The sequence below is a fragment of the Ruegeria sp. CF4 genome (genome assembly GCF_056537345.1).
On sequence record NZ_JBQFRJ010000007.1, the window covers coordinates 26727 to 47399 of the forward strand.

The following is a 20673-nucleotide window of genomic DNA, read 5'->3' on the forward strand; positions in this document are numbered from 1 at the left end:
TTATCAATATTGACAATCAATGACCGAATGTCCAGATTTGATCTGAAGATTTTTTTTACGGCTGACATGGAGGCAGGATGAACTTCGCTCACACCCTGAAGCATCAGAAATGGATGACTGTATTGATACTGGCAGTGCTTCTTGTTTCTACTGTCGCTGGCTTCTATGGCCTGTGGGGGCTGTTATTCATCTTCTGGGGGGTGCTGTCGGTACGCTCGGGGCAGGCTTTTCTGATTGAGCCGATTGACCGGGCAAAGGATCCTGCCTTGTTCTGGTTGCTCACGGTTCTGTGGATTTCACTGGGGCTTCTCTACATTCTCACAGATGTCTTCCAGCTCTCTGCGAACGGGTTCTGATGCCACGCCCCAGCCTGAAAGACGCCAGATCCGAACAGATTCTGAACGCCTTTATGCGCTGCGTCGCGCGATATGGGTTGGACGGTTCGACCCTGGCTCGCATATCGGAGGAAGCGGGTGTCGGACGACCATTGCTGCGCCACTATCTGGGCAATCGGGATGAGATGGTGCGCAAACTACTGGAGCACGTCCTGAAGGTATTTGCAGATCAGACAGAGGCGCTTTTTGGTTCTCTGCCGCATTCAGGTCGGGTAGAGGCGATGATAGAGACGTTGTTTGGTCGCAGCGCCTATTCCTCAGAAAGCGCCGCAGTCTTCGCGGCATTGGTCGCTGCATCTGAGCGGCATGAGGATCTTCGAGAGCCCTTGCTTGGGTTCATCTATGATTTCGAAGCGAGGATTGCCGCTGAAATCACGCGCGAACACCCGGGTGCAGATGCGCGGGACGTTCAAGTCGTGGCTGCGGGGATGTCCGCAATCTATTTCAATACGGATGCGGTGATGCCGTTGAGCCCTCGGGGCGATTGGCGCGATACGCAGCGCGCAGCCGCAGAGATGTTGCTGGCCCACTTGGCAAGCGCTGCCAGCGATTGAGTTGACCGTTTTGCCAGGTCGGCGTATTGCGGGCGATATGGAAAAGCAGAAAAAACCTTCGCGCCAGCAGGTCTATACGTTGTTGGTTCAGATTGGCCGCAAGGATGGCGACGGCCTGCCCGAAGGGGCCACCGGCGCGGCACTGATGTGTTTTGCCAGCGGTGTGGATGAGGCCGAGGCCGTGCGCGAGACGGTTGCGATCCTGAAACAGGCTGATACTGCGCCGCTGGATGTCACGGGCTATGGCACCCTGGCCGAGCGTGAGGCGCAGGGGCACGATATTGATCCGGATGAGCGGGCATTGATGCAGCGAGCTCTGGATGAAAACGCCGTTATCGTGGCGCAGATGACGCCGTTTTTCGGAGACGAGGAAACCGCTTAGTTCGGCGATCCGAACCACTTGCGGTAGATTTCATCATATGTGCCATCTTCGCGCAGTGACAGCAGCGCCTGGTTGACGTCTTCGACCAAAGGCGAACCCGTCGGGAAAGCAATCCCATAGTTTTCGCGCAGAAAGACACCGCCGGTCATCGTAGCGATGCGACGCCCTTCGTGCGACGCGTAATAGGACAGGATCGGTGCGTCGAACACCACCGCGTTCAATTCGTCATTTTCAAATGCGGCCAGCATCTCTTGCAGGCCGGGATAGCCGGCAAACTCGATCTCGCGTCGGTTCAGGAAACTGGCCGCTGTCGATCCGTTGATTGTGCCGACCTCTTTGCCATAGAGGTCATTTACCGAATTCACGCTGCCCGTAATGGCATCTATGGTCATGACCGAGGTGATGCGCGCGGTGAAGACTGACACGATGAACAGCGATGACACCACCAGAATCACACCCAAAAGGCGGCCAAACGGGGTGCGGGGCATCCGTTCTTCAAACCCGCCATTGACGACGAGGTTGAGGGCCCACCAGAACGAGGGAAACCAGGCTTCATTCAGTTCGCGGTCAAAGTAAGGTTGCGCGCGGCGTTCAAAACCCCACATCAGCATCCCGCCGCCCAGCAGGATCGCAAAGGCCAATCCTATAGCGATGAACAGTTCGCGCGATAGCAACGCCTGCAGCAGTGATGGCCTGCGTGTAGCTTCGGACGGCACCATGATCTGCAGGCCAGCCTCAAAGATTGGCTGGCTGAAGTCCATCTGCGTCTCGCGCATTGCCGTGATCGAGATGTTTGCAATCGCCAGATCGGCCGAACCGTCCTGAACCGCGCCTAGCATTTCGCTGAACCCTTCGACCCGGTTTACGGAATACTCCCAGTCCAGCGACCCGGCCAAAGCCGCCAGAAGATCCATCGAGAATCCGGTCTGGGCGCCATCCTCGACAAATGAGAAAGGGGCGCGGGTCACTGTTGTAACCGTAAGGGTCTGGGCCTGGCTCTGCTGCGCGAAGACGGCGAAAGTCAGGCAGATCAATACGAAGAGGGCACGCTTCATGGTCAATTCACCTGTTTCGCGGCCCTCTACCTCAAATTGTTGCAGCGCGGCAAGGTCGCCGCTAGGTCAAGGCCCATGTTTTGTTGGGGTATCAAACCGAGAGTGCCTGCGGATCAATCGGGAATTTTAGCTCTTCAGGGTTGGCATTCCGGTCAATTCGTTGAATCTGTGCAGGAACACAGGCACTCGCAGCGATGAAAGGCCCATTATGACCAACCCCGTTCAGCTGACCGCAGATTTAATCCGTTGCCCATCGGTCACACCCGAGGAAGGCGGAGCGTTGGTCTTGTTGGAACAGGTCCTGTCGAAAGCTGGCTTTGACTGCACCCGCGTGGACCGTGGTGGCGTCAGCAACCTGTTTGCGCGGTGGGGAAGCAAAGCGCATGCGAGAAGCTTTGGCTTCAACGGTCACACGGATGTTGTTCCGGTGGGCGATGAAGCGGCATGGACCAAACCTCCGTTCGGGGCTGAAGTCCATGATGGGGTGATATTCGGCCGCGGGGCAACTGATATGAAATCGGGTGTGGCGGCCTTTGCGGCGGCGGCAGTGGATTTCGTCCGTGATACGCCTCCGGATGGGGCGATCATTCTGGCCATCACCGGCGATGAAGAGGGGGACGCGCTGGATGGCACAACCGCGTTGCTCGATCATATGGATGTAGCTGGTGAGCAAATGTCCGTGTGCCTGGTGGGCGAGCCCACCTGCCCGAACCGGATGGGCGAGATGATCAAGATCGGTCGGCGCGGATCGATGACGGCTTGGTTCACGGTGACCGGTGTTCAGGGCCATTCAGCTTATCCACACCGGGCAAAAAACCCCTTGCCCGCGATGGCGCGGCTGATGGATCGGTTGGGCAGTCATGAGCTGGATCAAGGCAGCGACCATTTCGACGCCTCGACGCTGGCCATTGTCACCATCGATACCGGGAATCCAGCGACCAATGTGATCCCGGCCCAGTGTCGTGCGGCCGTCAACATTCGGTTCAATGATCTGCATTCGGGGTCCAGCCTCAGCGATTGGCTACTCGAAGCGGCGGATCAAGTGGCCCGGGAGTATGGCGTACAGATTGATACGAAAATCAAGATCTCGGGCGAAAGCTTTCTGACCCCACCCGGCGCATTGTCGGATCTGGTGTCTCGGGCGGTAGCAGCAGAGACGGGCCTCACACCCGAACTGTCGACAACCGGCGGGACTTCGGATGCGCGGTTTATCAAGAACCACTGCCCGGTGGTCGAGTTTGGCCTTGTTGGCCGGACGATGCATCAGGTGGATGAATGCGTCGAGGTCGCCCAAATCGAACAGCTTAAGGCGATCTATACCCGAATCCTGGCGGACTATTTCGCCTGATCCATGCAGCGCACTTTGGTGATCATGGTAAAGGAACCCCGCCCGAGGCGTGTCAAAACGCGGCTGGGTCGCGACATCGGCATGGTCGGTGCGGCGTGGTGGTTTCGTCATCAGACCGGGTCTTTGATCCGGCGTTTGCGCGATCCGCGCTGGCAGATCGTGCTGGCCGTCGCTCCGGATCAGGAGGGGCTGACCAGTCGAATCTGGCCCGCTGACCTGCCCCGCGCAGCGCAGGGGCTGGGTGATCTGGGCGACCGAATGGGTCGGATGCTGCGCGGGATGCCCAAAGGTCCGGTCTGCCTGATCGGCGCAGATATTCCGGGGGTCACGCGCAGGCATATCGCGCAGGCGTTTGATGCATTGGGGTGCACGCAGATGGTGTTTGGCCCCGCGCCAGATGGGGGATACTGGTTGGTCGGTGCGCAGCGCTATGCGGCCTTGCCGCGCAACCTGTTTCGCAATGTACGCTGGTCGACCGAGTACGCCTTGGCGGATACTCTGGCTTCAATCCCCGGCTATCGCGTTGCACTGCTCGACCAGCTCCGTGATGTGGATACGGTGGCTGATCTGAATCCCTAGTTTTTTTGGTCATGACGTGGTCGCAAACGCATGATAGGCCGAAAGCATGACTCGCATTCCCTCCAAGCAGGAGGTCCTGGACTGGATCTCGGCGAACCCTACCCTGACCTCGAAGCGCGATATTGCCAAGGCTTTTGGCATCAAGGGCGCAGATCGGATTGATCTGAAGCGTATCCTCAAGGAACTTGAGGCCGAGGGGCACCTGGAAAAGCGCAAGCGCAGCTACCGTGACCCGGATCGTTTGCCACCCGTGAGTGTCCTGCAGGTCAAGGCCTCGAACGCCGACGGGGACTTGTTTGCCCGTCCGCTGGAATGGCATGGCGAGGGAGTCGAACCCATCGTGCTGATCATCGCCCGCGCCAGTGACCCGGCGCTGGGTGAGGGCGACCGGATTCTGGCCCGCCTGACGGTGGTGCATGAGGAAGACCACAATTATGAGGCGCGCCTGATACGTCGCATCGGAACCAACCCGCGCAAGATCGTCGGTATCTTTCGCAAGGGGGCCGAAGGCGGTCGGATCGTGCCCATCGACAAGGCTGGTCAGACCGAATGGCTGGTTGCAGACGGTGCCGTTCTGGGGGCCAAGGACGGAGAGCTGGTCGAGGCCGAACAGGCCGGGCCGAAGAACCGCATGGGGCTGCCCCGCGCACGGATCGTGGAACGGCTGGGGGACCCCACTGCTCCCAAGGCAGTCTCGCTGATCGCCATTCACCAACACGGCATTCCAGACGATTTCCCTGACAAGGTGATTGAGGAAGCCGACAAGGCCAAACCTGTCGGCCTTAAGGCGCGTGAGGACCTGCGGGATATGCCGCTGCTGACCATCGACCCCTCGGATGCGCGCGATCATGACGACGCTTGCTATGCCCATGCGGACGATGATCCCAAGAACCCCGGCGGCCATGTGATCTGGGTCGCCATCGCCGATGTCGCCGCCTATGTGCAGCCCGGTACTGCGCTGGATCGCGAGGCGCGTAAACGAGGCAACTCCAGTTATTTCCCCGACCGCGTGGTGCCGATGCTGCCGGATCGTCTGTCGGGTGATCTGTGCTCGCTACACGAAGGTGTACCGCGCGCCTGTATCGCCGTGCGCATGCAGATCGACGCGGACGGCAACAAGATCGGGCACCGGTTCGTGCGGGGTCTGATGCGTTCTGCTGCCTCGCTGAACTACGCCGAAGTGCAGGAGGCCATTGACGGCACTCCCAATGACCGCACCGGACCTCTGTTAGAGACGGTTCTGAAGCCGCTCTATGCCGCTTATACGGCGCTAAAGAAGGCACGTGCCGCACGGCAGCCATTGGAACTGGACCTGCCCGAACGCAAGATCGTGCTGTCCGACACGGGCGAAGTAACCAGCGTCGCCTTCCGCGACCGGCTGGATGCGCATAAGCTGATCGAGGAGTTCATGATCCTCGCCAATGTCGCCGCCGCCGAAACCCTGATCGCCAAACGCCGACCGCTGCTGTTCCGGGTGCACGAGGAACCCGCGCCTGAGAAGCTGGAAAGCCTGCGGGAAACGGCGCAGGCGGCGGGGCTGAATCTGGCCAAGGGGCAGGTGTTGCAGACCCGGCACCTGAACGCGCTGCTGAACGCCGCCGCCGGGACCGAGGATGCGGAACTGATCAACCTGACCACCCTGCGGTCGATGGCGCAGGCCTATTACAACCCTGAGAATTTCGGCCATTTCGGGCTGGCGCTGCGGAACTATGCGCATTTCACCTCGCCCATTCGCCGCTATGCCGACCTGATCGTGCACCGCGCGCTGATCTCGGCGCATGGCTGGGGCAAGGATGGGCTGACCGAGGATGAAATTGCGCGGCTGGAGGAAACCGCAACGCATATCTCGGATACCGAGCGTCGCTCGATGATGGCCGAGCGGGATACGACCGATCGCTATCTGGCGGCCTATCTCAGCGAGCGGGTGGGCAACGAGTTCACCGGTCGCATTAGCGGCATTGCCCGGTTCGGAGCCTTCGTGAAGATGGACGAAACCGGCGCGGATGGGCTGGTGCCCGTGCGCTCGCTGGGGCGTGAGTTTTTCCACTTTGACCGAGAGGCCGGAACCCTGATGGGTTCGGATACCGGCCTGATCATCGCCATCGGCCAGCGTGTCACCGTGCGGCTGACCGAGGCGACCCCGGTGACGGGCGGGCTGGAGTTGGAGTTGCTGTCGATCGATGATCAGGACCTTCCGCGCGGGCGTGGCCCGGCCAAGCGTGGCGCGCGGCGCAAGGCCGTCAGCACCAAGCGCAAGAAGGACAAGATCAAGCGCAAGGTCGAGCGCAAACGCCGTCAGAGGTGATAAGTCAGCGCCCGTGCAATCAGCCAGCCATGGCGTGTCGGGTCGATTTGGTCCGGGTCGTCGAACAAGATGGCCCGGTTGCCGTCGATCCGATCCTCGCCCGGAAAGGCTGACGTAAAATCGCCCATCAACCTGCTCTGGCAATGTACGAATAGGGCAAACGACGCCGATTTGTGCCCGCCCAGCCGGATCGTTGATCCTTTTGGTGCCAGATAGGCGGGCTGGTCCCAGCGCAGTGCCTCTTGCAGCGGCTGGGCGCCCGATAGGGACGCGGCAGTTTCGAAGATAAGCATGCGCAGAGCCAACGCGCCCGCGCGGGTGTCCTCTGGTAGCGCATCAAAAGCGGCGGCCACTTTGGGGTCTTCAAACGGCGTCATAAGGGGATCGCCTGTTCCATCCGGTCCACATAACTGTTCAGCAGCTTATCCTGTTTGATCCTGCGGGTCAGCGGTGTATCGGCAGGCGTGGCCCGCATTGCCGCGAGCATGGGGCCGAGGCTCATGTCCGCCGAGGTCGGCGTGTCGCTCACCAGATAAGGTGACTGCCACAGATAGGTCGAGATCGCTTCGAGATCGCGCTCCAGCCTGTCTTGCTGTTCAGCCGGCGAAAAGCGGGACACGCCTTGAAAGGACAACCCCTTGAGGACCGACCTGCGGATCGAATTGGACACAGGCTTGCGGATCAATGCCGGGATCGTGGCAAAAAACGTATCGCGCAGGATCGGCCAGACCTGATCGTTGGCCCAGCGATCCTGTACGATGTGAAAATACAGATGCTCTTCCGCCAGCCGGATCAATGCGCGGGACTGAGCCTTCTGCATGTCACTAAGGCCGGTGTCGAAATCGGCCCCCTGTGCCTCAAGCCAGTCACGGATCAGATCGCTGTCGGGCACCAGACGCTCGGGCGTGCGCAGTACCGGCAGTTTCTGATGCGGCATCTTGCGGGGGTCTAGCATGTCGGACCGCCTCCAGCGCAGGCCCGAGCGTTGCAACATCAGCGCGGTTTTCACGCAGAACGGACTGGCGCTAAACTGGCCAAAGGCAGAGGGGAAGGTGAGTAGGGTCAGCATCGTGATCTCCATCTTGCGGGTTGAGTGATGGATACGCTGCCCTAATGACAGATATTGTCATTAGGGTTAGATTAACTTTCATCATGTCTCGTACCGCTCGCCTGTTCCAATTGATGCAAGCCTTACGTTCTGGCCCATCGCCCAGAACATCCGTCCAGTTGGCGCAGGATCTGGGCGTCTCCGCACGCACTATCCATCGCGATATCGACGCTTTGCGCGCCTTGGGCGCGGTGATTGACGGAGAGGCCGGGTTCGGATTCACCCTGATCGAAGATGCCACTCTACCACCGCTGGGGTTCACCAATGATGAGCTTGAAGCGCTTGTTCTGGGACTGCGCGAGGTACAGTTGATCGGTGACCCGGCGCTGTCGGATGCGGCCAGCGAGGCGCTGCGCAAGTTACAGGGGCGTCTGCCACCGCGGCAATCGCATCGGCTAAGCCATGCCGTTCTGACCGCCACGCGGTTTGACCGGCCTACAGCGCCCACGATCGAAGTTGCCGCCCTGCGTCTGGCTGCATGGGATGAGCGCGCGGTCGAGTTTGCCTATACCGATGCCAAGGGTGATGGCACACGCCGCCGGGTCAATCCGCTGAGCATCGTTTACATGGATCGCGCCAGTGTTCTGCTCAGCTGGTGCCATTTGCGGCAGGATTTTCGGGTCTTTCGGCTGGACCGGATGCAAGAGATGACCGTGACCGAAGAAAGCTTCCGACCCAATCGCGTGCCTCTTTTGCGGGAAGCCATTGCGCGCATCCGCGCCCAACACGACGCACAAGAACGCGAGACAGGGTCCTGAGCACTTTGTGAAACGTCTCTTTTGCGCTATCATCTGCCGCGAGCAGTAATCAGGAAAAACGGAATGCATAAATGCATAGGTGGCGTCATGACCGCCGCATTATGGGCATCCATCGTGCAGGCGGATATATCAGACAAATCAATACGGCCCTTGGCCCGACCTCAGGTCGAAAACGTACAGCTGGCCTCGGCGGATGTGACGATTTCCATCCGTCCCGTGGTGCGGCCAGAGGCGAAGGCATATCCCGTGTCGGCTGAGGGCAACGCGCGGTTTCAGGCATGGTTGGGTGCGTTTCACGAACGAGCGATGGCGCAAGGTATTTCAGCCGCAACGCTGGATCGGGCGTTGGCAGGGCTCAGCTATGACAAGGATGTCATACGGCGCGATCGCAATCAGGCCGAGTTTTCCAAGCCGATCTGGGAATATCTGGATACTGCCGTCTCGGACACGCGAGTTGCGAATGGTCGCGCAGGGCTGGAACGGCACCGGGACGCTCTGACCCGGATTGAGGCACGATATGGCGTTGAAAAAGAGGTCGTGACCGCAATCTGGGGTCTGGAAACCTCGTTCGGGTCCTATCGCGGCAGCAATCAGACCATCCAGTCACTGGCGACACTGGCTTTCGATGCGCGGCGCGCGAAGTTCTTTGAAACACAGCTGATCGCGGCCCTGCAGATCGTACAAGCTGGAGATGTTCATCCGAGAATTATGGTTGGCAGCTGGGCCGGGGCGATGGGGCATACGCAGTTCATGCCGACATCATTTTTGGACTATGCGGTTGATTTCGACGCAGATGGTCGACGCGACATCTGGTCGGATGATCCGACCGATGCGCTGGCCTCGACCGCTGCCTATCTTGCGCGGCATGGTTGGATCAAGGGGCAGCCCTGGGGCGTCGAGGTTCGGCTGCCGGAGGGTTTCGACTACCAGCTTGCCCGACGCGATCATAAATTGATGCCATCAGAATGGGCCGAATTGGGTGTCTTGTCCCGGAACGGCAGCGCTGTGCCGGATCATGGCCCAGCATCAATCCTACTGCCTGCTGGGGGGCGTGGGGTCGCCTTGATGATCTTCGACAATTTCAAAGTGATCGAGGCCTACAATGGGGCCGACGCCTATGTGATCGGCATAGGCCATCTGTCCGACAGGCTGGCGGGCAGCACGCCGTTTCAAGCCGGTTGGCCACGCGGTGACAGGGTGCTGAGCTTTACCGAGCGCAAAGAGCTGCAACAGCGCCTGACTCAGGCCGGGTTTGACACGAAGGGCGTTGACGGTCGCACGGGGCCGAACACGATCAATGCCGTCCGCGCCTTCCAACTGGCGCAGGGATTGGTGCCGGATGGCTATCCGTCGCTCAGTTTGTTGGAACGGATGCGTTGAAGGATCGGGTGGCCTGTCCGGGGCCGCCCGATCGCTCAGGATACGATAGTCAGACGGGGCTAGTTTTGCGACGCTACAGAAGCGCGACTTCCAAATCATATCCTGCTTGGTAGTCCGGGGCTCCATTCTCAACCCGCCAAAGGCAGTAGGTTGCCATGCGCCAAGCATACCATGGTCGCAGTGCCTCGTAGCGTTGAGTGATATCCGGATCTCCGTATGCAATAAGAAAGCGGTTTGTTTCAGCTTCTGTCAAAGTTTGTCCACGATAAATCTGCTGCATCGCGGGGGACAGAAACATTGCCAGATCCTCGCTAGGGTCACCAAACGCGGGACACTGCCAGTCGATCAGGGTCAACCCGTTTTTGGTCTGCAAGATGTTACCAGCGACCGGATCGCCGTGAATCAGGCATCTGCTTGATAGCGGTGGGACTTGGCGCTGAGGTCGCCGATGAAGCAAACGGTTTGCATTCTCAGTCTTGCACAGAGCCAATATCGCTTGCGTGTGCTTGTCCAGATCATCACTGCCATTGCAGCCCAAGGGAACATCCAGCTCGACGGGCCGTAAATGCACCTGCCGCAATAACTGCGCGACGTTTTCGACCCCGTCAGACCACGGCGCGCCCGGGGCATGGTCATAGTAGACCCAGTTTGATCGCCCAAACGAGCCGGTTGCGCGCAGTTTTGGCACGAAGCCGGTGTCACTTAGCGCTTGCAGACAGGCCGCTTCGAGCTTCGCGTCATTGCGAAACAGCGGGTTCTTTTCGTTTGCCCGGTAGAGCTTCAAGACCGTGCCACCGTCATCGGTTCGCACTTTCCAAACCTGATTGGTTCGGCCACCATAAAGGACCTCGTACCGGACATCCGGTTCGACCAGTTTCCGGGCGTGTAGCTGTTCCACAAGATCGGGCGGTGGTTGAATGTGATTGGACAGGAGCTTTACCAGTTCTTCGGGCGAGTCGTACTTCGCCAAGCTTTGGCGCGCTCTGATGATCAGATCAAGCGCCTGTGCGGATTTGTCGGACCGTTTCAACCGCTACTTTGGCCCCACTATTCAGAGTCAGCATGATGGCCCCATCGCCAATCTGCGCCTCAACCACGCGGCTGAATACCGAGGCGGACACGCTGCTCAATCTCTTGCCATCCTTGAAGCTTTCGAGCGTGGCCGAGTACGCACCAGCGGGCAGGGGGCTGCCGGTGTCATCGACACCAGACCAGTCGAATTCTGTCGCGTCGATTGGCACCGTGATGCGGTCGACAATCTCGCCCTGATCGTTCCGTATGACCAGCTCGGCAGCGTCGGCCGTGGCTTCGGCCTGCGCGAATATGGTGATCGGCTGGTTCTCAAACCGAAATGGGGCGGGGACCTGAACATCCATCCCGACCCAACTGCCAAGCTGTTCGAGATTGACGACCCCCAGCGCTTGGGTCAATGCCGACAAAAGTTCATTGGCTTTGACCTGCTGTTCAACCATGGAAAACTGTGCCAGTTGCGATGCGTATTCCGAGGAATCCAGAGGTTCCAGCGGGTCCTGATTGCGCGCCTGCACTGTCAGCAAGCGAAGAAATGTCTCAAAGTCTGAGGTCAACGCCGAGCTTTGCGCGCTATTGGTCGTAACTGAAGTTGGTGTGGTCGCTGAGTTTGTGGGATTGATCATGGTCAGAGTCTCATATCAAGGCCCCGATCGGGGTCGATCCGTATAGGGCGTACCGTGGTTTCTACACCGCCGGTCGCTTCATTGGTGTTTGAAGTCTGCTCAAATTCTGGTCGTGCACGCTCAGGCGGTGCGTTGCCGGATGTTCCGAGATCCAGCGACAGGCCACCATATCCCAACCTTTCGAATTCAGCAGATAAAATCGCGACGTGGCGGCGCATGAGATCGAGCGTCTCGGGCCTTTCGGCCAGAATTACCAGATGCATTCCGTCATCACGTCCGTTGAGCGTGATTGATACACGTCCAAGTTCTTCGGGGTTGAGAGCGATTTCTACTGCGCCTGAGCCGGGTTTCGCGGAAATGACAGCCGCCATCTGACCAGCAATCAACCGTGCCGTTTCGGGCCGTGCAGGCAAAGATGACAAGTGAGAAATGCCGTCACGCAGGATTTGTCCTGTTGCGGTTTCTCTCAAGGCGGACAAATCCTGTGGTTCGGTTTCGATCTCTGGACCAGTCTTATCTGTGACACCGATCAACGTGGGGATGGTGATCTGCGGCGCAGCAATCGTAGCGGATTTAGAAGCCTGCGACGGCTGCCTGTCGACCAGATCCAGAGCCGCGAGGTTATGCGCTTTGGGCAAAGGGTCATGCTTAAGATTTCTGGCAAGCGCCTCCATGACCGATACGACGTTTTTGGGTTGCGGCGCGGTACTTTGTTCGACTTTCACCTCAATTTCGTTGGTAGGCATCAAACGCGGCTCAACGGCCTGTACGCTGACGACAGGCGATGTCTCTGTTGCTGGTTTGGATTGTAATGCTGTGACTTCATTTACTGAATTTGGAGCAACTGAGGTTAACTCAACCTGTGTCTGGTCGCTGATCGCATCAGTTTCGACCTTTGGTTCTATCGATGTCACGTCACTCTCAACGGGCAATGTATACGATTGGGCCAATTCTTCTATCGAGTGATCCTCTGAGGGCGCATTTCCGACCTGAGGCTCTAATACGGGTGCCGAATATTCGGTTTCCGGAAGTTCAGCTGGCGTAGTCTGATCATCTGTTGCGGCGACCATCGCCTCTTGATCTGCAACCGGGTGCTCGGCCTCTTCATTCATCGCGGCTTCAAAGTCGAGGCCGCTTTTGGGATCTCGATCGCTACTTTGCGAGGTGTCCGGTCCGGTTCCACCACGGGGTGTCACTGTCATCAGTGTCAGCGGGTTGGGCATGTTGCTGCGACTCCGTTTGTCTGCGCTGCAGCTTGCCCTCAGGAAGTTACGTTTATTTTAACTGCTTTCGCTTCTGATCGCGAAAGTTCGAAGCAAATTTCGGAGAAACCGATGACGAATCCACTGGCTGCGCCCGGCGCAGGAAATTCAGCTCTGCCGCAGAAGCTCAAGGCGGCGTCTGTCGAGCTTGAGGCTGCTTTTCTGGCTGAGATGCTGAAATCGGCGGGCCTGGGCGAGGCGCGGAGAAGCTTTGGTGGCGGTGCTGGCGAGGACCAGTTCGCCTCGTTCCTTGTGCAACAACAAGCGCAACAGATGGCACGAGCCGGAGGCATCGGCCTGTCTGAAATCCTGTTCAATGCAATGAGGGAGAAATCAGATGGATAATGACCCGATCAGAGCACTTGAAGAGTTGTTGGATACTGAACGTGCAGCGCTTATGCAGGGCAATTTGGAGGCTCTGGATCAGTTGACACCTCAGAAAGAAGACCTGATTGGCGCGATCAACGATCAGCGGGTTTTTGAAGCCGAAGATCTGGTCCGTATCCAGAATAAGGTTGAGCGGAATCAGGCCTTGCTGAACAGCGCGGCCGAAGGGATTCGTGCGGTGGCCGACCGGATGTCGGAACTGCGTCGGGTACGACAGGAGTTCAGCACTTATGATGCCTCGGGTCAGCGCAATGGCTATGCCGTTCGCGCATGCGCGAAGCTTGAGAAACGGGCTTAGAAGCCGTTTGATTCAAATCCTTGGTTTTGCAGATGCACATCTTAGCACTCCGTTAGGGGATAGCGGTCAAAGGTTGCAGTGCACCTGATCAGCAGGTGGCGCGTAAGCCACAGGGCACGACGCACAGGTCAGAACGACAGAATGCCTACCGCTTGAGGTGGGAAAGCAGCGGCGCGAAACGCGCCCGAACGTAAAGAGGATGACAAACATGTCCAGCATTCTGACGAACAATGGCGCGATGGTCGCGCTGCAAACCCTGAAATCAGTCAACAAGAACCTGGAAATGACCCAGAACGCGATCTCGACCGGTAAGGATGTCGCGACCGCCAAGGACAATTCGGCCGTCTGGGCGATTTCTAAGGTCATGGAGTCGGATGTAAAGGGTTTCAAGGCGATTAAAGACAGCCTTGCTTTGGGTGAATCGACGGTCGCGGTTGCGCGAAACGCGTCGGAAACCGTGACCGACCTGCTGACGCAAATGAAAGAAAAAATCGTCGCGGCGCAGGAAGACAACGTTGATCGTTCCAAGATCAATGATGATGTTGCCGCACTTCGTGGTCAAATCGCATCTGTTGTGGGGGCCGCGCAGTTCAATGGCCTGAACTTGGTTGACGGCACTGCCGGTACCGTCTCCGTCCTGTCGTCGCTGGATCGTGATAACAGCGGCGCGGTGAATGCGTCTTCGATCTCGGTTGCCAGCCAGGACTTGTCTATCGGTGGCTATACCGCGAAGGGTGTCCTTGCCGGTTCGGACAACGCCACGACAGACAATGACGTCGCCGGTTTCACGCTGAACCGCGCAACGGGCACTGGTGACATCGTCATCGACAGTTCCACTGACAACTTTGAAGTTGGCGACAGCGTATCGATCCGGGTCGGTGATCAAGAGGTGTCTTACACCATTCAAACCAGTGATCTGGATCCGTCCGGTACATATGACGAAAACTATACCGATGCGCTGGTTGCTGTTGGCCTCAAGAACCAGATTGATGCGCTTGGCATCACAGGTCTCGCGGCGGATTATGATTCTTCCGGTGCGCCGAACACCATTTCCTTTGCAACCGGTGCTGCTGCTGCGGGTGCTGACGCCGATCAGGATATTTCCATCTCGGCACAATTTACCAACGCGGGTTCGGGCGGGCTCGGCGCGCTGAGCTCGATCGACGTGTCCACGGATGCGGGTGCAGCCGCTGCGCTGGGCACCATTGAATCGCTGATCGATACCTCGATTGACGCGGCCGCAGCATTTGGTTCTGTGCAAGGTCGTATCGAAACTCAGCAGGATTTTGTGTCCAAGCTGACCGACTCGTTTAAATCGGGCATCGGTTCGTTGGTCGACGCTGATATGGAAGAGACTTCGGCCCGTTTGCAAGCGCTGCAGGTTCAGCAACAGCTGGCGACACAGTCGCTGTCGATCGCGAACCAGGCACCACAGTCCATTCTGTCGCTGTTCCGTTAAACCAGAGCTAACCCGGGGCGCGTATGACGCGCCCCGGATCTGATCGCCCCCGAAGGACAATTGGAAGGATTTCAAGTGACCCCGCAAACGCTGGCCCAACGCGCTTATGGACAATCGACTGCACCAACGCGCACCCCTCGGGATACGGAATACGAGGCGATTTCAAGAATTACTCACCGTCTGAAGGCGGCAGCATCCCGCAAGGCAACAGATTTTGGCGGCTTTGTGCATGCCCTACATGAAAACCGACGGTTGTGGAGCGTACTGGCAACGGAAGTTTCGGATACCGATAATGCGTTGCCGAATGAACTCCGCGCCAGGATATTCTATCTGGCCGAGTTTACGGAACACCACAGCAGCCAAGTTCTGGGCAACAAGGCCGAGGTTGAACCCTTGCTTGAGATCAACATGGCCGTCCTGCGCGGGCTGCGTCAAATGAGGGGCAACTGATGGGCGGGCTGGTTCTGAAACTCGCCCCAAAGGAACGTGTTCTAATCAATGGGGTCGTGATCGAAAACGGGGATCGTCGCAGCCGGTTCTCGATCGTGACGCCAGAAGCCAACGTCTTGCGCTTGCGTGACGCGATTCACCCGGAAGAAGCCAATACTCCGGTGCGTCGGGTCTGCTATGCCGCGCAGCTTGTTCTGTCCGGCGACAGCGAACCGGATCAGGCGCGCCAGCAATTGCTGCGTAGAGTCGAAGAGCTGAGTCAGGTCTTTACCGACGCTGATAGCCGGCGCGTGCTGACGGACGCAACCGAGGCCTTGGTGGCCGAGCAATACTACAGATGTCTCAAGTCGCTCCGGTCTTTGCTGCCACGCGAAGAACGTTTGATGGCCTATCAGCAATGACGTTCCAGCCGGTCATACCGACGGGTGGGCTGGTAGGCTGGCGTTTCCTGCAGCGGACCTATGACGCGCAGTTTCAAAGCTATTCGGCGTCCACCGTGAATGAGAGGGAAACGAATTACTTCCTCGACAATATTAGCAAGGCGCGTTCAGCCGAAGATCTGGTTTCAGATCGACGGTTGTTACAAGTGGCGCTTGGAGCCTTTGGGCTGGAGCAGGATCTGAACAATCGGTTCTTCATTCAGAAAGTCCTGTCTGATGGTACGCAGGCGGATGATGCGCTTTCCAACCGGTTGGCGGACAACCGGTACCGTGAGCTTGCCAACGCGTTCGGTTTCGGTCCGGGGGATGTGCCAAAGACCAATCTGGTCAATGCAATGCGAAAGGTTGCTGACGATAATCTGATAACTCGTTTCGAGGTCTCGGTTGGTGAGCAGGACGAGACCATGCGCATTGCGTTGTATACTCAGCACGCCTTATCTGACATCGCGGAACGAAGCGGAAGTGAAGATAGAAAGTGGTTTGACCTGATGGGTTTGCCACCATTGCGCAAGATGATGGAGACAGCCCTTGGGTTGCCTTCTGCCTTTGCGCAGCTTGATATCGACAAGCAGCTTGAGGTTTTCAAAGACCGATTGCAGCGCATCACAGGCTCTTCTGATTTGTCTCAATTCACTGATGTGCAGGCAGTTGAAAAGTTGACGGATACCTATCTGGCCCGCAGCCAGATTGCCCAGTTACAGAACACGATCTCGCCCGCGCAGACAGCGTTGATATTGCTGGATGGAGGATGATCAGGCGAAGTTGACCTTTATGCATCCAATATGTCGTCTGCAGGGGTACGCATCGCAAAGGACTTGACGGGTTTGGATACATTATGCAATTTCACGGCCCCCAAAGTGACGGCGTGCTGACAACTCGGTTCTATATCTTGTGACACAACGATTCTGTGGCCGATGGATTTCCCATATTCGCCAAGGCGCGCGGCCACATTGGCGGCTTGCCCGATCACCGTGAAATCCAACCGCTCACGTGACCCAACATTGCCATAGGTCACGCGCCCGTAGGCAACGCCGATCGAACAATCGCAGTAATGATCGCTCTCTTCTTTGCGCAGCTCGGCCAGTTTCTCGACGATTTCGACCGCCGATTGCTGTGCATTTGAACGGGCTTGGGCCGGCTTGTCCCCGGCAGGGAACACGGCCAACACAGCATCGCCGATGAATTTCAGAACTTCTCCGTCATGATCGTGCACGATGCCCGACACGGTTTCGAAAAACGAGTTCAGGATCGTAATATAGTCGCTCCGGCCCAGCGTTTCCTCCAGTGTGGTGGAGTTGCGAAGGTCACAGAACATGATCGCGGCATCGATGTCATCACCGTCACCGCGGCGGATTTCGCCACCCAGCACGCGCGCACCCGTGCGCTTGCCCACATAAGTCTCAAGTAGAACCTGTGCGTTTTCGCGTTGCATGAAGACCTCGTAAAAGCGAGCGATAACTGACGAACATTCGAAAACCAGCCCAAGGTTTTCAGTTGTGAATCCGTTGGGGTGATCGCAGGTCAAGGTCAGGACATTCGTCCGCCCATCCGAAAAGGGCAGCGGCATGGCAACGTAATCGGTCGCACCTTTGGCGCGCAAATCTTCGATGATCGGAAAGCTGTTATGCGGATTGTCATCATTCAAGCGCTGACGCACCCCGCCCAGCCCATTCGAGACATGGCGCAAGGGGCTGTTGGTAAAGGCCGGGTGGTCGTGGATCTCATAGCTTGGGGTATGCGTCGAAATTTCGGCCGCGTCTTTTTCCCAGATATAGTGTTTGCCCGCGATCAGCGGGTGCAGCGACCAGACCAGAATGCTGAGGCGCTGAATAGCGATGCCGTGTTCCAGCATCTTCTCGGCCAGCGCTTTGGTAAAGCCGTCGGGGGTGTCGACCTCGGACGCACCACGCATTAGCCAGTCGATCAAAGGCCCGCTGATATTGCCGTCATCGGGTTGCCGCAGCGTATTGTCGCCAAGGTCGATCCGCGTTGCGGTGTTGGGCATGAAACCGATATGGCCCTGAATAGCCTTGCTTTCGGGCAGGGCGTCCTCATAGGCCCAGATTGAGTTGGTCAGCCGTTCTTCGGGCAGGCTGATGTCGTGATAGGTCGCGGTGCCCTTGAAGGGGCAGAAGGTCTGCAGCTCGGTTTCGGGGCCCAGCTCCACACACAGATCTTCGCGTGGCACATAGATTGCCGGCGGCAGCCGCGTTTCATACATGACCTTGGCGTTGCGGCTTTCGGCCAGAAGGGTTTCACCGCGATAGATTGCAATCCGCCCGCGCAGGGGTTCGACGGAAATCCCATAGCCTTTGGTATTCGGAGTGGCGTGGACGTTCATCTGTAACCTCCCTTGACCAGCCCTTATAGGATGGGTCCTAACAGGCACATTGCCAAGGGGAGGGCGAGAGTTTTTCCGGAGGGTCGCGGCCTAGACCATCTGAATGACGTCTTTTTCAATCGACAGCATGTAGCCTTTCTTGGCGATATTTTTCACCAGAAGCTCACTTACCATTTGATTGCCCAGGGCATCCCGCAGGCGTTTGATCCTGGTGGCGCCTGCCGCTTCATCGCAATCGGAGGCATCCTTGCCCGAGATCATCGCCTCGATCTGCACACCGGACAGAACCTCGTCATCCAACCGGGATTCGGCCAGCACCGACAGGGTTTCCATCGCGGCTGGCGTCAGTTTGAAATCCATGTTGTTGAGGTAGACCGTATTTTCCTCGCGGCTGATCAGGAGTGAGGTCACCTGAATCCCGGTACGCTCGATCTGCGCCATGCGGCGATTGAACAGGACCAGCATTACCAAAAAGACCAATGCCGCGATCAGCATGGCGCTGGCAAAGACCAGCAGTACGAAGATCACCATGCGATAACTGGACAGCGTGTCCGCAAAAGCAGTGCCGGACTGTGCCAGAATTTCAAGCAGTCGGATTTCTGATTGCGAGGTAAGGTCGGCCTCGACAAACAAACGCTCAACCCTTGCGTTGAAGGCATTCGCGTCGGGCAGCGTCCAGAACAGGAATACCGCAGCCGTTACGAGGATCGCAACGATCGCTGCAATCCCCAGCCCAACCAACCGAACCCCCGAACGACGCGCTTCAGTAACGGAGATAGAATTTTCCGGCATTGGCCTTCCTTTGATCCAACCCATCCGCCTCGAACACGGACATGACGTTTAGCAGGGTCCAGCCATTCGACTTCAGCCGTTTTGCGACTTCTTTCTGGGCCGATCCCTTTTTGCAGCTTGAGACCTGCATAACGCCATAGTGCAGCCGCAAGGGATCATCCTGCTTGGCTTTGTAATCGGCATAACAATCTGCCGCTGTGGCCTGCGACCCAACCGATATCAGAGCCGTCAGAACCAAAGAAGAGAGGATCTGTTTCATGGGCTGCATCCTGCGCACGAGTTGTGCGGATATTCAATAACTCAAGGGGTTTGGAGGCCTGATATTGGATAACAACTTGCCGTTATTGCTTGTCTGGACGGGGCGGTCGCAGTGTCGATGCATCAAATACGCGGTCCGATATGGGCCTGCCCCAATATCCGAAAGGACATGAAACATGCACCGGAAGTTTATCGCTCTGATTATTGCCACAGCCATCGCCATTACAGGAGTCTCTGTTTCACAGGCGCGCGCTGCTGATACTCGGGATATCCTCGGCGGGTTGGCGGCGCTCGCCATTCTGGGTGCGGCAGTGAATTACTATCAGGATGAAAAGCGCGAGGAAGAAGAGCGCCGCAAGAAACATAAGCGCAAGAAGGCTTCCAAGAAGAAAAAGCCCCATGTGCGCCCGCTGCCTGATCGTGTCGCGCGCTATAATCTGCCACAGCGCTGCCTGCGCACGTTCAATGCCTATTCGAAAAAACATCCGTTGCTTGGGCCGAACTGCCTCAAGAAACACTACAAATATGCAGATAGCCTGCCCCACCAGTGCAAGGTTGGTTTCTGGAATGGTAAAAAGGTAAAACGGGCATACGAACCCGCTTGCCTGCGCCAGAAAGGATACCGCGTCTTTTACTAGTAACCGGTTTCGAGCAGGAGTGGCGCCAAAGAAGCGTCACGCTGGGAGAGGGTGGCGCAAGCTGCCCTCTTCTTTTTTCTTGCGTCTGCCTTTGAAACGCGATTTGCCACAGGCATGTCGACACCTGATTTTGCACTTGAACAAGCCTTGCTGGCACACGGCTATCTCAGAATTGCCGGTGTGGACGAGGTTGGACGCGGGCCGTTAGCTGGCCCTGTCGTTGCCGCTGCGGTGGTTTTGAACCCGGAGGATATTCCCGCAGGGCTGAACGACTCTAAAAAGCTGACTGCCAAGCGCCGCGGCGCACTTGAGGTTGTGCTGCGCGAACGGGCGGACGTGGCCATTGCCGAAGCCTCAGTCGCTGAGATCGACGCGCACAACATCCTACGCGCCTCGCATCTGGCGATGGAGCGCGCGGTGGCGCAGCTGGATCCGGCGCCGGGTTTCCTGCTGATTGATGGAAATCTGATTCCGCGCGGATTGGAAATTCCGTCTGAGGGGGTGGTGAAGGGGGATGCACGGTCGGTGTCGATTGCGGCGGCCTCGATCCTTGCCAAGAACTGGCGCGATCGGTTGATGGTGGATTTGGCGCAACAGCACCCGGGCTATGGCTGGGAGGCAAATGCCGGATATCCGACAAAACAGCACCGCGAGGCGCTGCGAAATCTCGGCGTGACCCCACACCATAGACGTTCCTTCAAACCTGTCCACAATATCTTGTATCAAGAGTAAATCGTAAGTCGCTGATTCAAAAAAGAAATTGACGGCGAATCATCTTTGACTCATCCTTGTCTCAACCAAATGAGCGCAAAAGCGCCGTGGAACTGAG

At 57.7% G+C, this 20673-nt stretch carries 25 protein-coding genes; 16 read left to right on the forward strand and 9 right to left on the reverse strand.

The window, feature by feature from the left end:
* Window positions 1-77 precede the first annotated feature (77 nt).
* Genes ACR0NF_RS14920 through ACR0NF_RS14930 form a run of 3 tightly spaced genes read left to right on the forward strand, consistent with a single transcriptional unit; the run spans window position 78 to window position 1331 of the window.
* Window positions 78-356, forward strand: coding sequence for a hypothetical protein (locus ACR0NF_RS14920; RefSeq protein ID WP_480667829.1), 279 nt, complete (start codon window positions 78-80; stop codon window positions 354-356).
* Window positions 356-949 carry a TetR/AcrR family transcriptional regulator gene (locus ACR0NF_RS14925; protein ID WP_480667830.1) on the forward strand — a complete coding sequence of 198 codons (594 nt, stop codon included), beginning with the start codon at window positions 356-358 and terminating at the stop codon, window positions 947-949. Before ACR0NF_RS14920 ends, ACR0NF_RS14925 begins: the two co-directional genes overlap by 1 nt.
* A gap of 37 nt (window positions 950-986) precedes the next feature.
* Window positions 987-1331: a hypothetical protein gene (locus ACR0NF_RS14930; RefSeq protein ID WP_170399025.1), complete on the forward strand. Its 345-nt coding sequence runs from the start codon at window positions 987-989 to the stop codon at window positions 1329-1331.
* On the opposite strand, the gene ACR0NF_RS14935 is transcribed toward ACR0NF_RS14930, so the two are convergent.
* Window positions 1328-2386 (reverse strand): transporter substrate-binding domain-containing protein, encoded by a 1059-nt coding sequence (locus ACR0NF_RS14935; protein WP_480659837.1) that lies wholly within the window; start codon window positions 2384-2386, stop codon window positions 1328-1330. The two genes, ACR0NF_RS14930 and ACR0NF_RS14935, sit on opposite strands and share 4 nt — an antisense overlap.
* Before the next feature lie 208 nt (window positions 2387-2594).
* Here ACR0NF_RS14935 and dapE point away from each other — a divergent pair, with 208 nt between their 5' ends.
* From dapE to rnr, 3 genes are read left to right on the forward strand one after another with little or no spacing between them, the layout of a single operon-like run.
* The gene (gene dapE / locus ACR0NF_RS14940) at window positions 2595-3734 is read left to right on the forward strand and encodes a succinyl-diaminopimelate desuccinylase (RefSeq protein WP_480778506.1); all 1140 of its coding nucleotides are present in this window, start codon (window positions 2595-2597) and stop codon (window positions 3732-3734) included.
* A gap of 3 nt (window positions 3735-3737) precedes the next feature.
* Window positions 3738-4313 (forward strand): TIGR04282 family arsenosugar biosynthesis glycosyltransferase, encoded by a 576-nt coding sequence (locus ACR0NF_RS14945; RefSeq protein ID WP_480778507.1) that lies wholly within the window; start codon window positions 3738-3740, stop codon window positions 4311-4313.
* Window positions 4314-4359: 46 nt separating this feature from the next.
* A complete protein-coding gene (rnr, locus tag ACR0NF_RS14950) occupies window positions 4360-6618 on the forward strand; it encodes a ribonuclease R (RefSeq protein WP_480778508.1) in 2259 nt (752 codons plus the stop codon).
* On the opposite strand, the gene ACR0NF_RS14955 is transcribed toward rnr, so the two are convergent.
* A complete protein-coding gene (locus ACR0NF_RS14955; protein ID WP_480471684.1) occupies window positions 6609-6995 on the reverse strand; it encodes a DUF1801 domain-containing protein in 387 nt (128 codons plus the stop codon). The two genes, rnr and ACR0NF_RS14955, sit on opposite strands and share 10 nt — an antisense overlap.
* Entirely contained in the window at window positions 6992-7687 is a 696-nt protein-coding gene (locus tag ACR0NF_RS14960) for a glutathione S-transferase family protein (protein WP_480778509.1), read from the reverse strand. The genes ACR0NF_RS14955 and ACR0NF_RS14960 overlap by 4 nt, the downstream gene beginning before the upstream one ends.
* A gap of 83 nt (window positions 7688-7770) precedes the next feature.
* On the opposite strand from ACR0NF_RS14960, the gene ACR0NF_RS14965 reads away from it, so the two are divergent.
* Both ACR0NF_RS14965 and ACR0NF_RS14970 read left to right on the forward strand, forming a co-directional pair.
* Window positions 7771-8484 (forward strand): helix-turn-helix transcriptional regulator, encoded by a 714-nt coding sequence (locus ACR0NF_RS14965; protein ID WP_480471686.1) that lies wholly within the window; start codon window positions 7771-7773, stop codon window positions 8482-8484.
* Between the two features lie 63 nt (window positions 8485-8547).
* Window positions 8548-9864: a lytic murein transglycosylase gene (locus ACR0NF_RS14970; protein ID WP_480778510.1), complete on the forward strand. Its 1317-nt coding sequence runs from the start codon at window positions 8548-8550 to the stop codon at window positions 9862-9864.
* A 73-nt stretch (window positions 9865-9937) separates the two neighbouring features.
* On the opposite strand, the gene ACR0NF_RS14975 is transcribed toward ACR0NF_RS14970, so the two are convergent.
* From ACR0NF_RS14975 to fliK, 3 genes are read right to left on the reverse strand one after another with little or no spacing between them, the layout of a single operon-like run.
* Window positions 9938-10894: a phosphotransferase gene (locus ACR0NF_RS14975; protein ID WP_480778511.1), complete on the reverse strand. Its 957-nt coding sequence runs from the start codon at window positions 10892-10894 to the stop codon at window positions 9938-9940.
* Complete coding sequence (locus ACR0NF_RS14980) at window positions 10860-11519, reverse strand: flagellar hook capping FlgD N-terminal domain-containing protein (RefSeq protein WP_480471689.1); 660 nt, start codon at window positions 11517-11519, stop codon at window positions 10860-10862. The genes ACR0NF_RS14975 and ACR0NF_RS14980 overlap by 35 nt, the downstream gene beginning before the upstream one ends.
* Window positions 11520-11521: 2 nt before the next feature.
* Window positions 11522-12742: a flagellar hook-length control protein FliK gene (gene fliK / locus ACR0NF_RS14985; protein WP_480778512.1), complete on the reverse strand. Its 1221-nt coding sequence runs from the start codon at window positions 12740-12742 to the stop codon at window positions 11522-11524.
* 111 nt (window positions 12743-12853) lie between these two features.
* On the opposite strand from fliK, the gene ACR0NF_RS14990 reads away from it, so the two are divergent.
* From ACR0NF_RS14990 to ACR0NF_RS15015, 6 genes are all read left to right on the forward strand, one after another.
* On the forward strand, window positions 12854-13126 hold the full coding sequence (locus tag ACR0NF_RS14990) for a rod-binding protein (protein ID WP_480659825.1): 273 nt from the start codon (window positions 12854-12856) through the stop codon (window positions 13124-13126).
* Complete coding sequence (locus ACR0NF_RS14995) at window positions 13119-13466, forward strand: flagellar biosynthesis protein FlgN (protein WP_480659824.1); 348 nt, start codon at window positions 13119-13121, stop codon at window positions 13464-13466. Before ACR0NF_RS14990 ends, ACR0NF_RS14995 begins: the two co-directional genes overlap by 8 nt.
* Window positions 13467-13674: 208 nt before the next feature.
* Window positions 13675-14925, forward strand: coding sequence for a flagellin N-terminal helical domain-containing protein (locus ACR0NF_RS15000; RefSeq protein ID WP_480471693.1), 1251 nt, complete (start codon window positions 13675-13677; stop codon window positions 14923-14925).
* Between the two features lie 75 nt (window positions 14926-15000).
* Entirely contained in the window at window positions 15001-15375 is a 375-nt protein-coding gene (gene flaF, locus ACR0NF_RS15005) for a flagellar biosynthesis regulator FlaF (RefSeq protein ID WP_480471694.1), read from the forward strand.
* The gene (gene flbT / locus ACR0NF_RS15010; protein WP_480471695.1) at window positions 15375-15776 is read left to right on the forward strand and encodes a flagellar biosynthesis repressor FlbT; all 402 of its coding nucleotides are present in this window, start codon (window positions 15375-15377) and stop codon (window positions 15774-15776) included. The genes flaF and flbT overlap by 1 nt, the downstream gene beginning before the upstream one ends.
* On the forward strand, window positions 15773-16567 hold the full coding sequence (locus tag ACR0NF_RS15015) for a DUF1217 domain-containing protein (protein ID WP_480471696.1): 795 nt from the start codon (window positions 15773-15775) through the stop codon (window positions 16565-16567). The genes flbT and ACR0NF_RS15015 overlap by 4 nt, the downstream gene beginning before the upstream one ends.
* Window positions 16568-16584: 17 nt before the next feature.
* On the opposite strand, the gene ACR0NF_RS15020 is transcribed toward ACR0NF_RS15015, so the two are convergent.
* The 3 genes from ACR0NF_RS15020 to ACR0NF_RS15030 all read right to left on the reverse strand — a co-directional run bounded on the left by ACR0NF_RS15020 (window position 16585) and on the right by ACR0NF_RS15030 (window position 19207).
* Window positions 16585-18156, reverse strand: a complete 1572-nt coding sequence (locus ACR0NF_RS15020) for a DUF427 domain-containing protein (protein WP_480471697.1) — start codon at window positions 18154-18156, stop codon at window positions 16585-16587.
* 90 nt (window positions 18157-18246) lie between these two features.
* On the reverse strand, window positions 18247-18948 hold the full coding sequence (locus ACR0NF_RS15025; protein WP_480471698.1) for a winged helix-turn-helix domain-containing protein: 702 nt from the start codon (window positions 18946-18948) through the stop codon (window positions 18247-18249).
* Window positions 18920-19207: a hypothetical protein gene (locus ACR0NF_RS15030; RefSeq protein ID WP_480471699.1), complete on the reverse strand. Its 288-nt coding sequence runs from the start codon at window positions 19205-19207 to the stop codon at window positions 18920-18922. The genes ACR0NF_RS15025 and ACR0NF_RS15030 overlap by 29 nt, the downstream gene beginning before the upstream one ends.
* A 175-nt stretch (window positions 19208-19382) precedes the next feature.
* On the opposite strand from ACR0NF_RS15030, the gene ACR0NF_RS15035 reads away from it, so the two are divergent.
* Complete coding sequence (locus ACR0NF_RS15035; RefSeq protein WP_480471700.1) at window positions 19383-19844, forward strand: hypothetical protein; 462 nt, start codon at window positions 19383-19385, stop codon at window positions 19842-19844.
* Window positions 19845-19958: 114 nt separating this feature from the next.
* Window positions 19959-20576 (forward strand): ribonuclease HII, encoded by a 618-nt coding sequence (locus tag ACR0NF_RS15040; protein ID WP_480471701.1) that lies wholly within the window; start codon window positions 19959-19961, stop codon window positions 20574-20576.
* The last annotated feature ends 97 nt before the right edge of the window (window positions 20577-20673 follow it).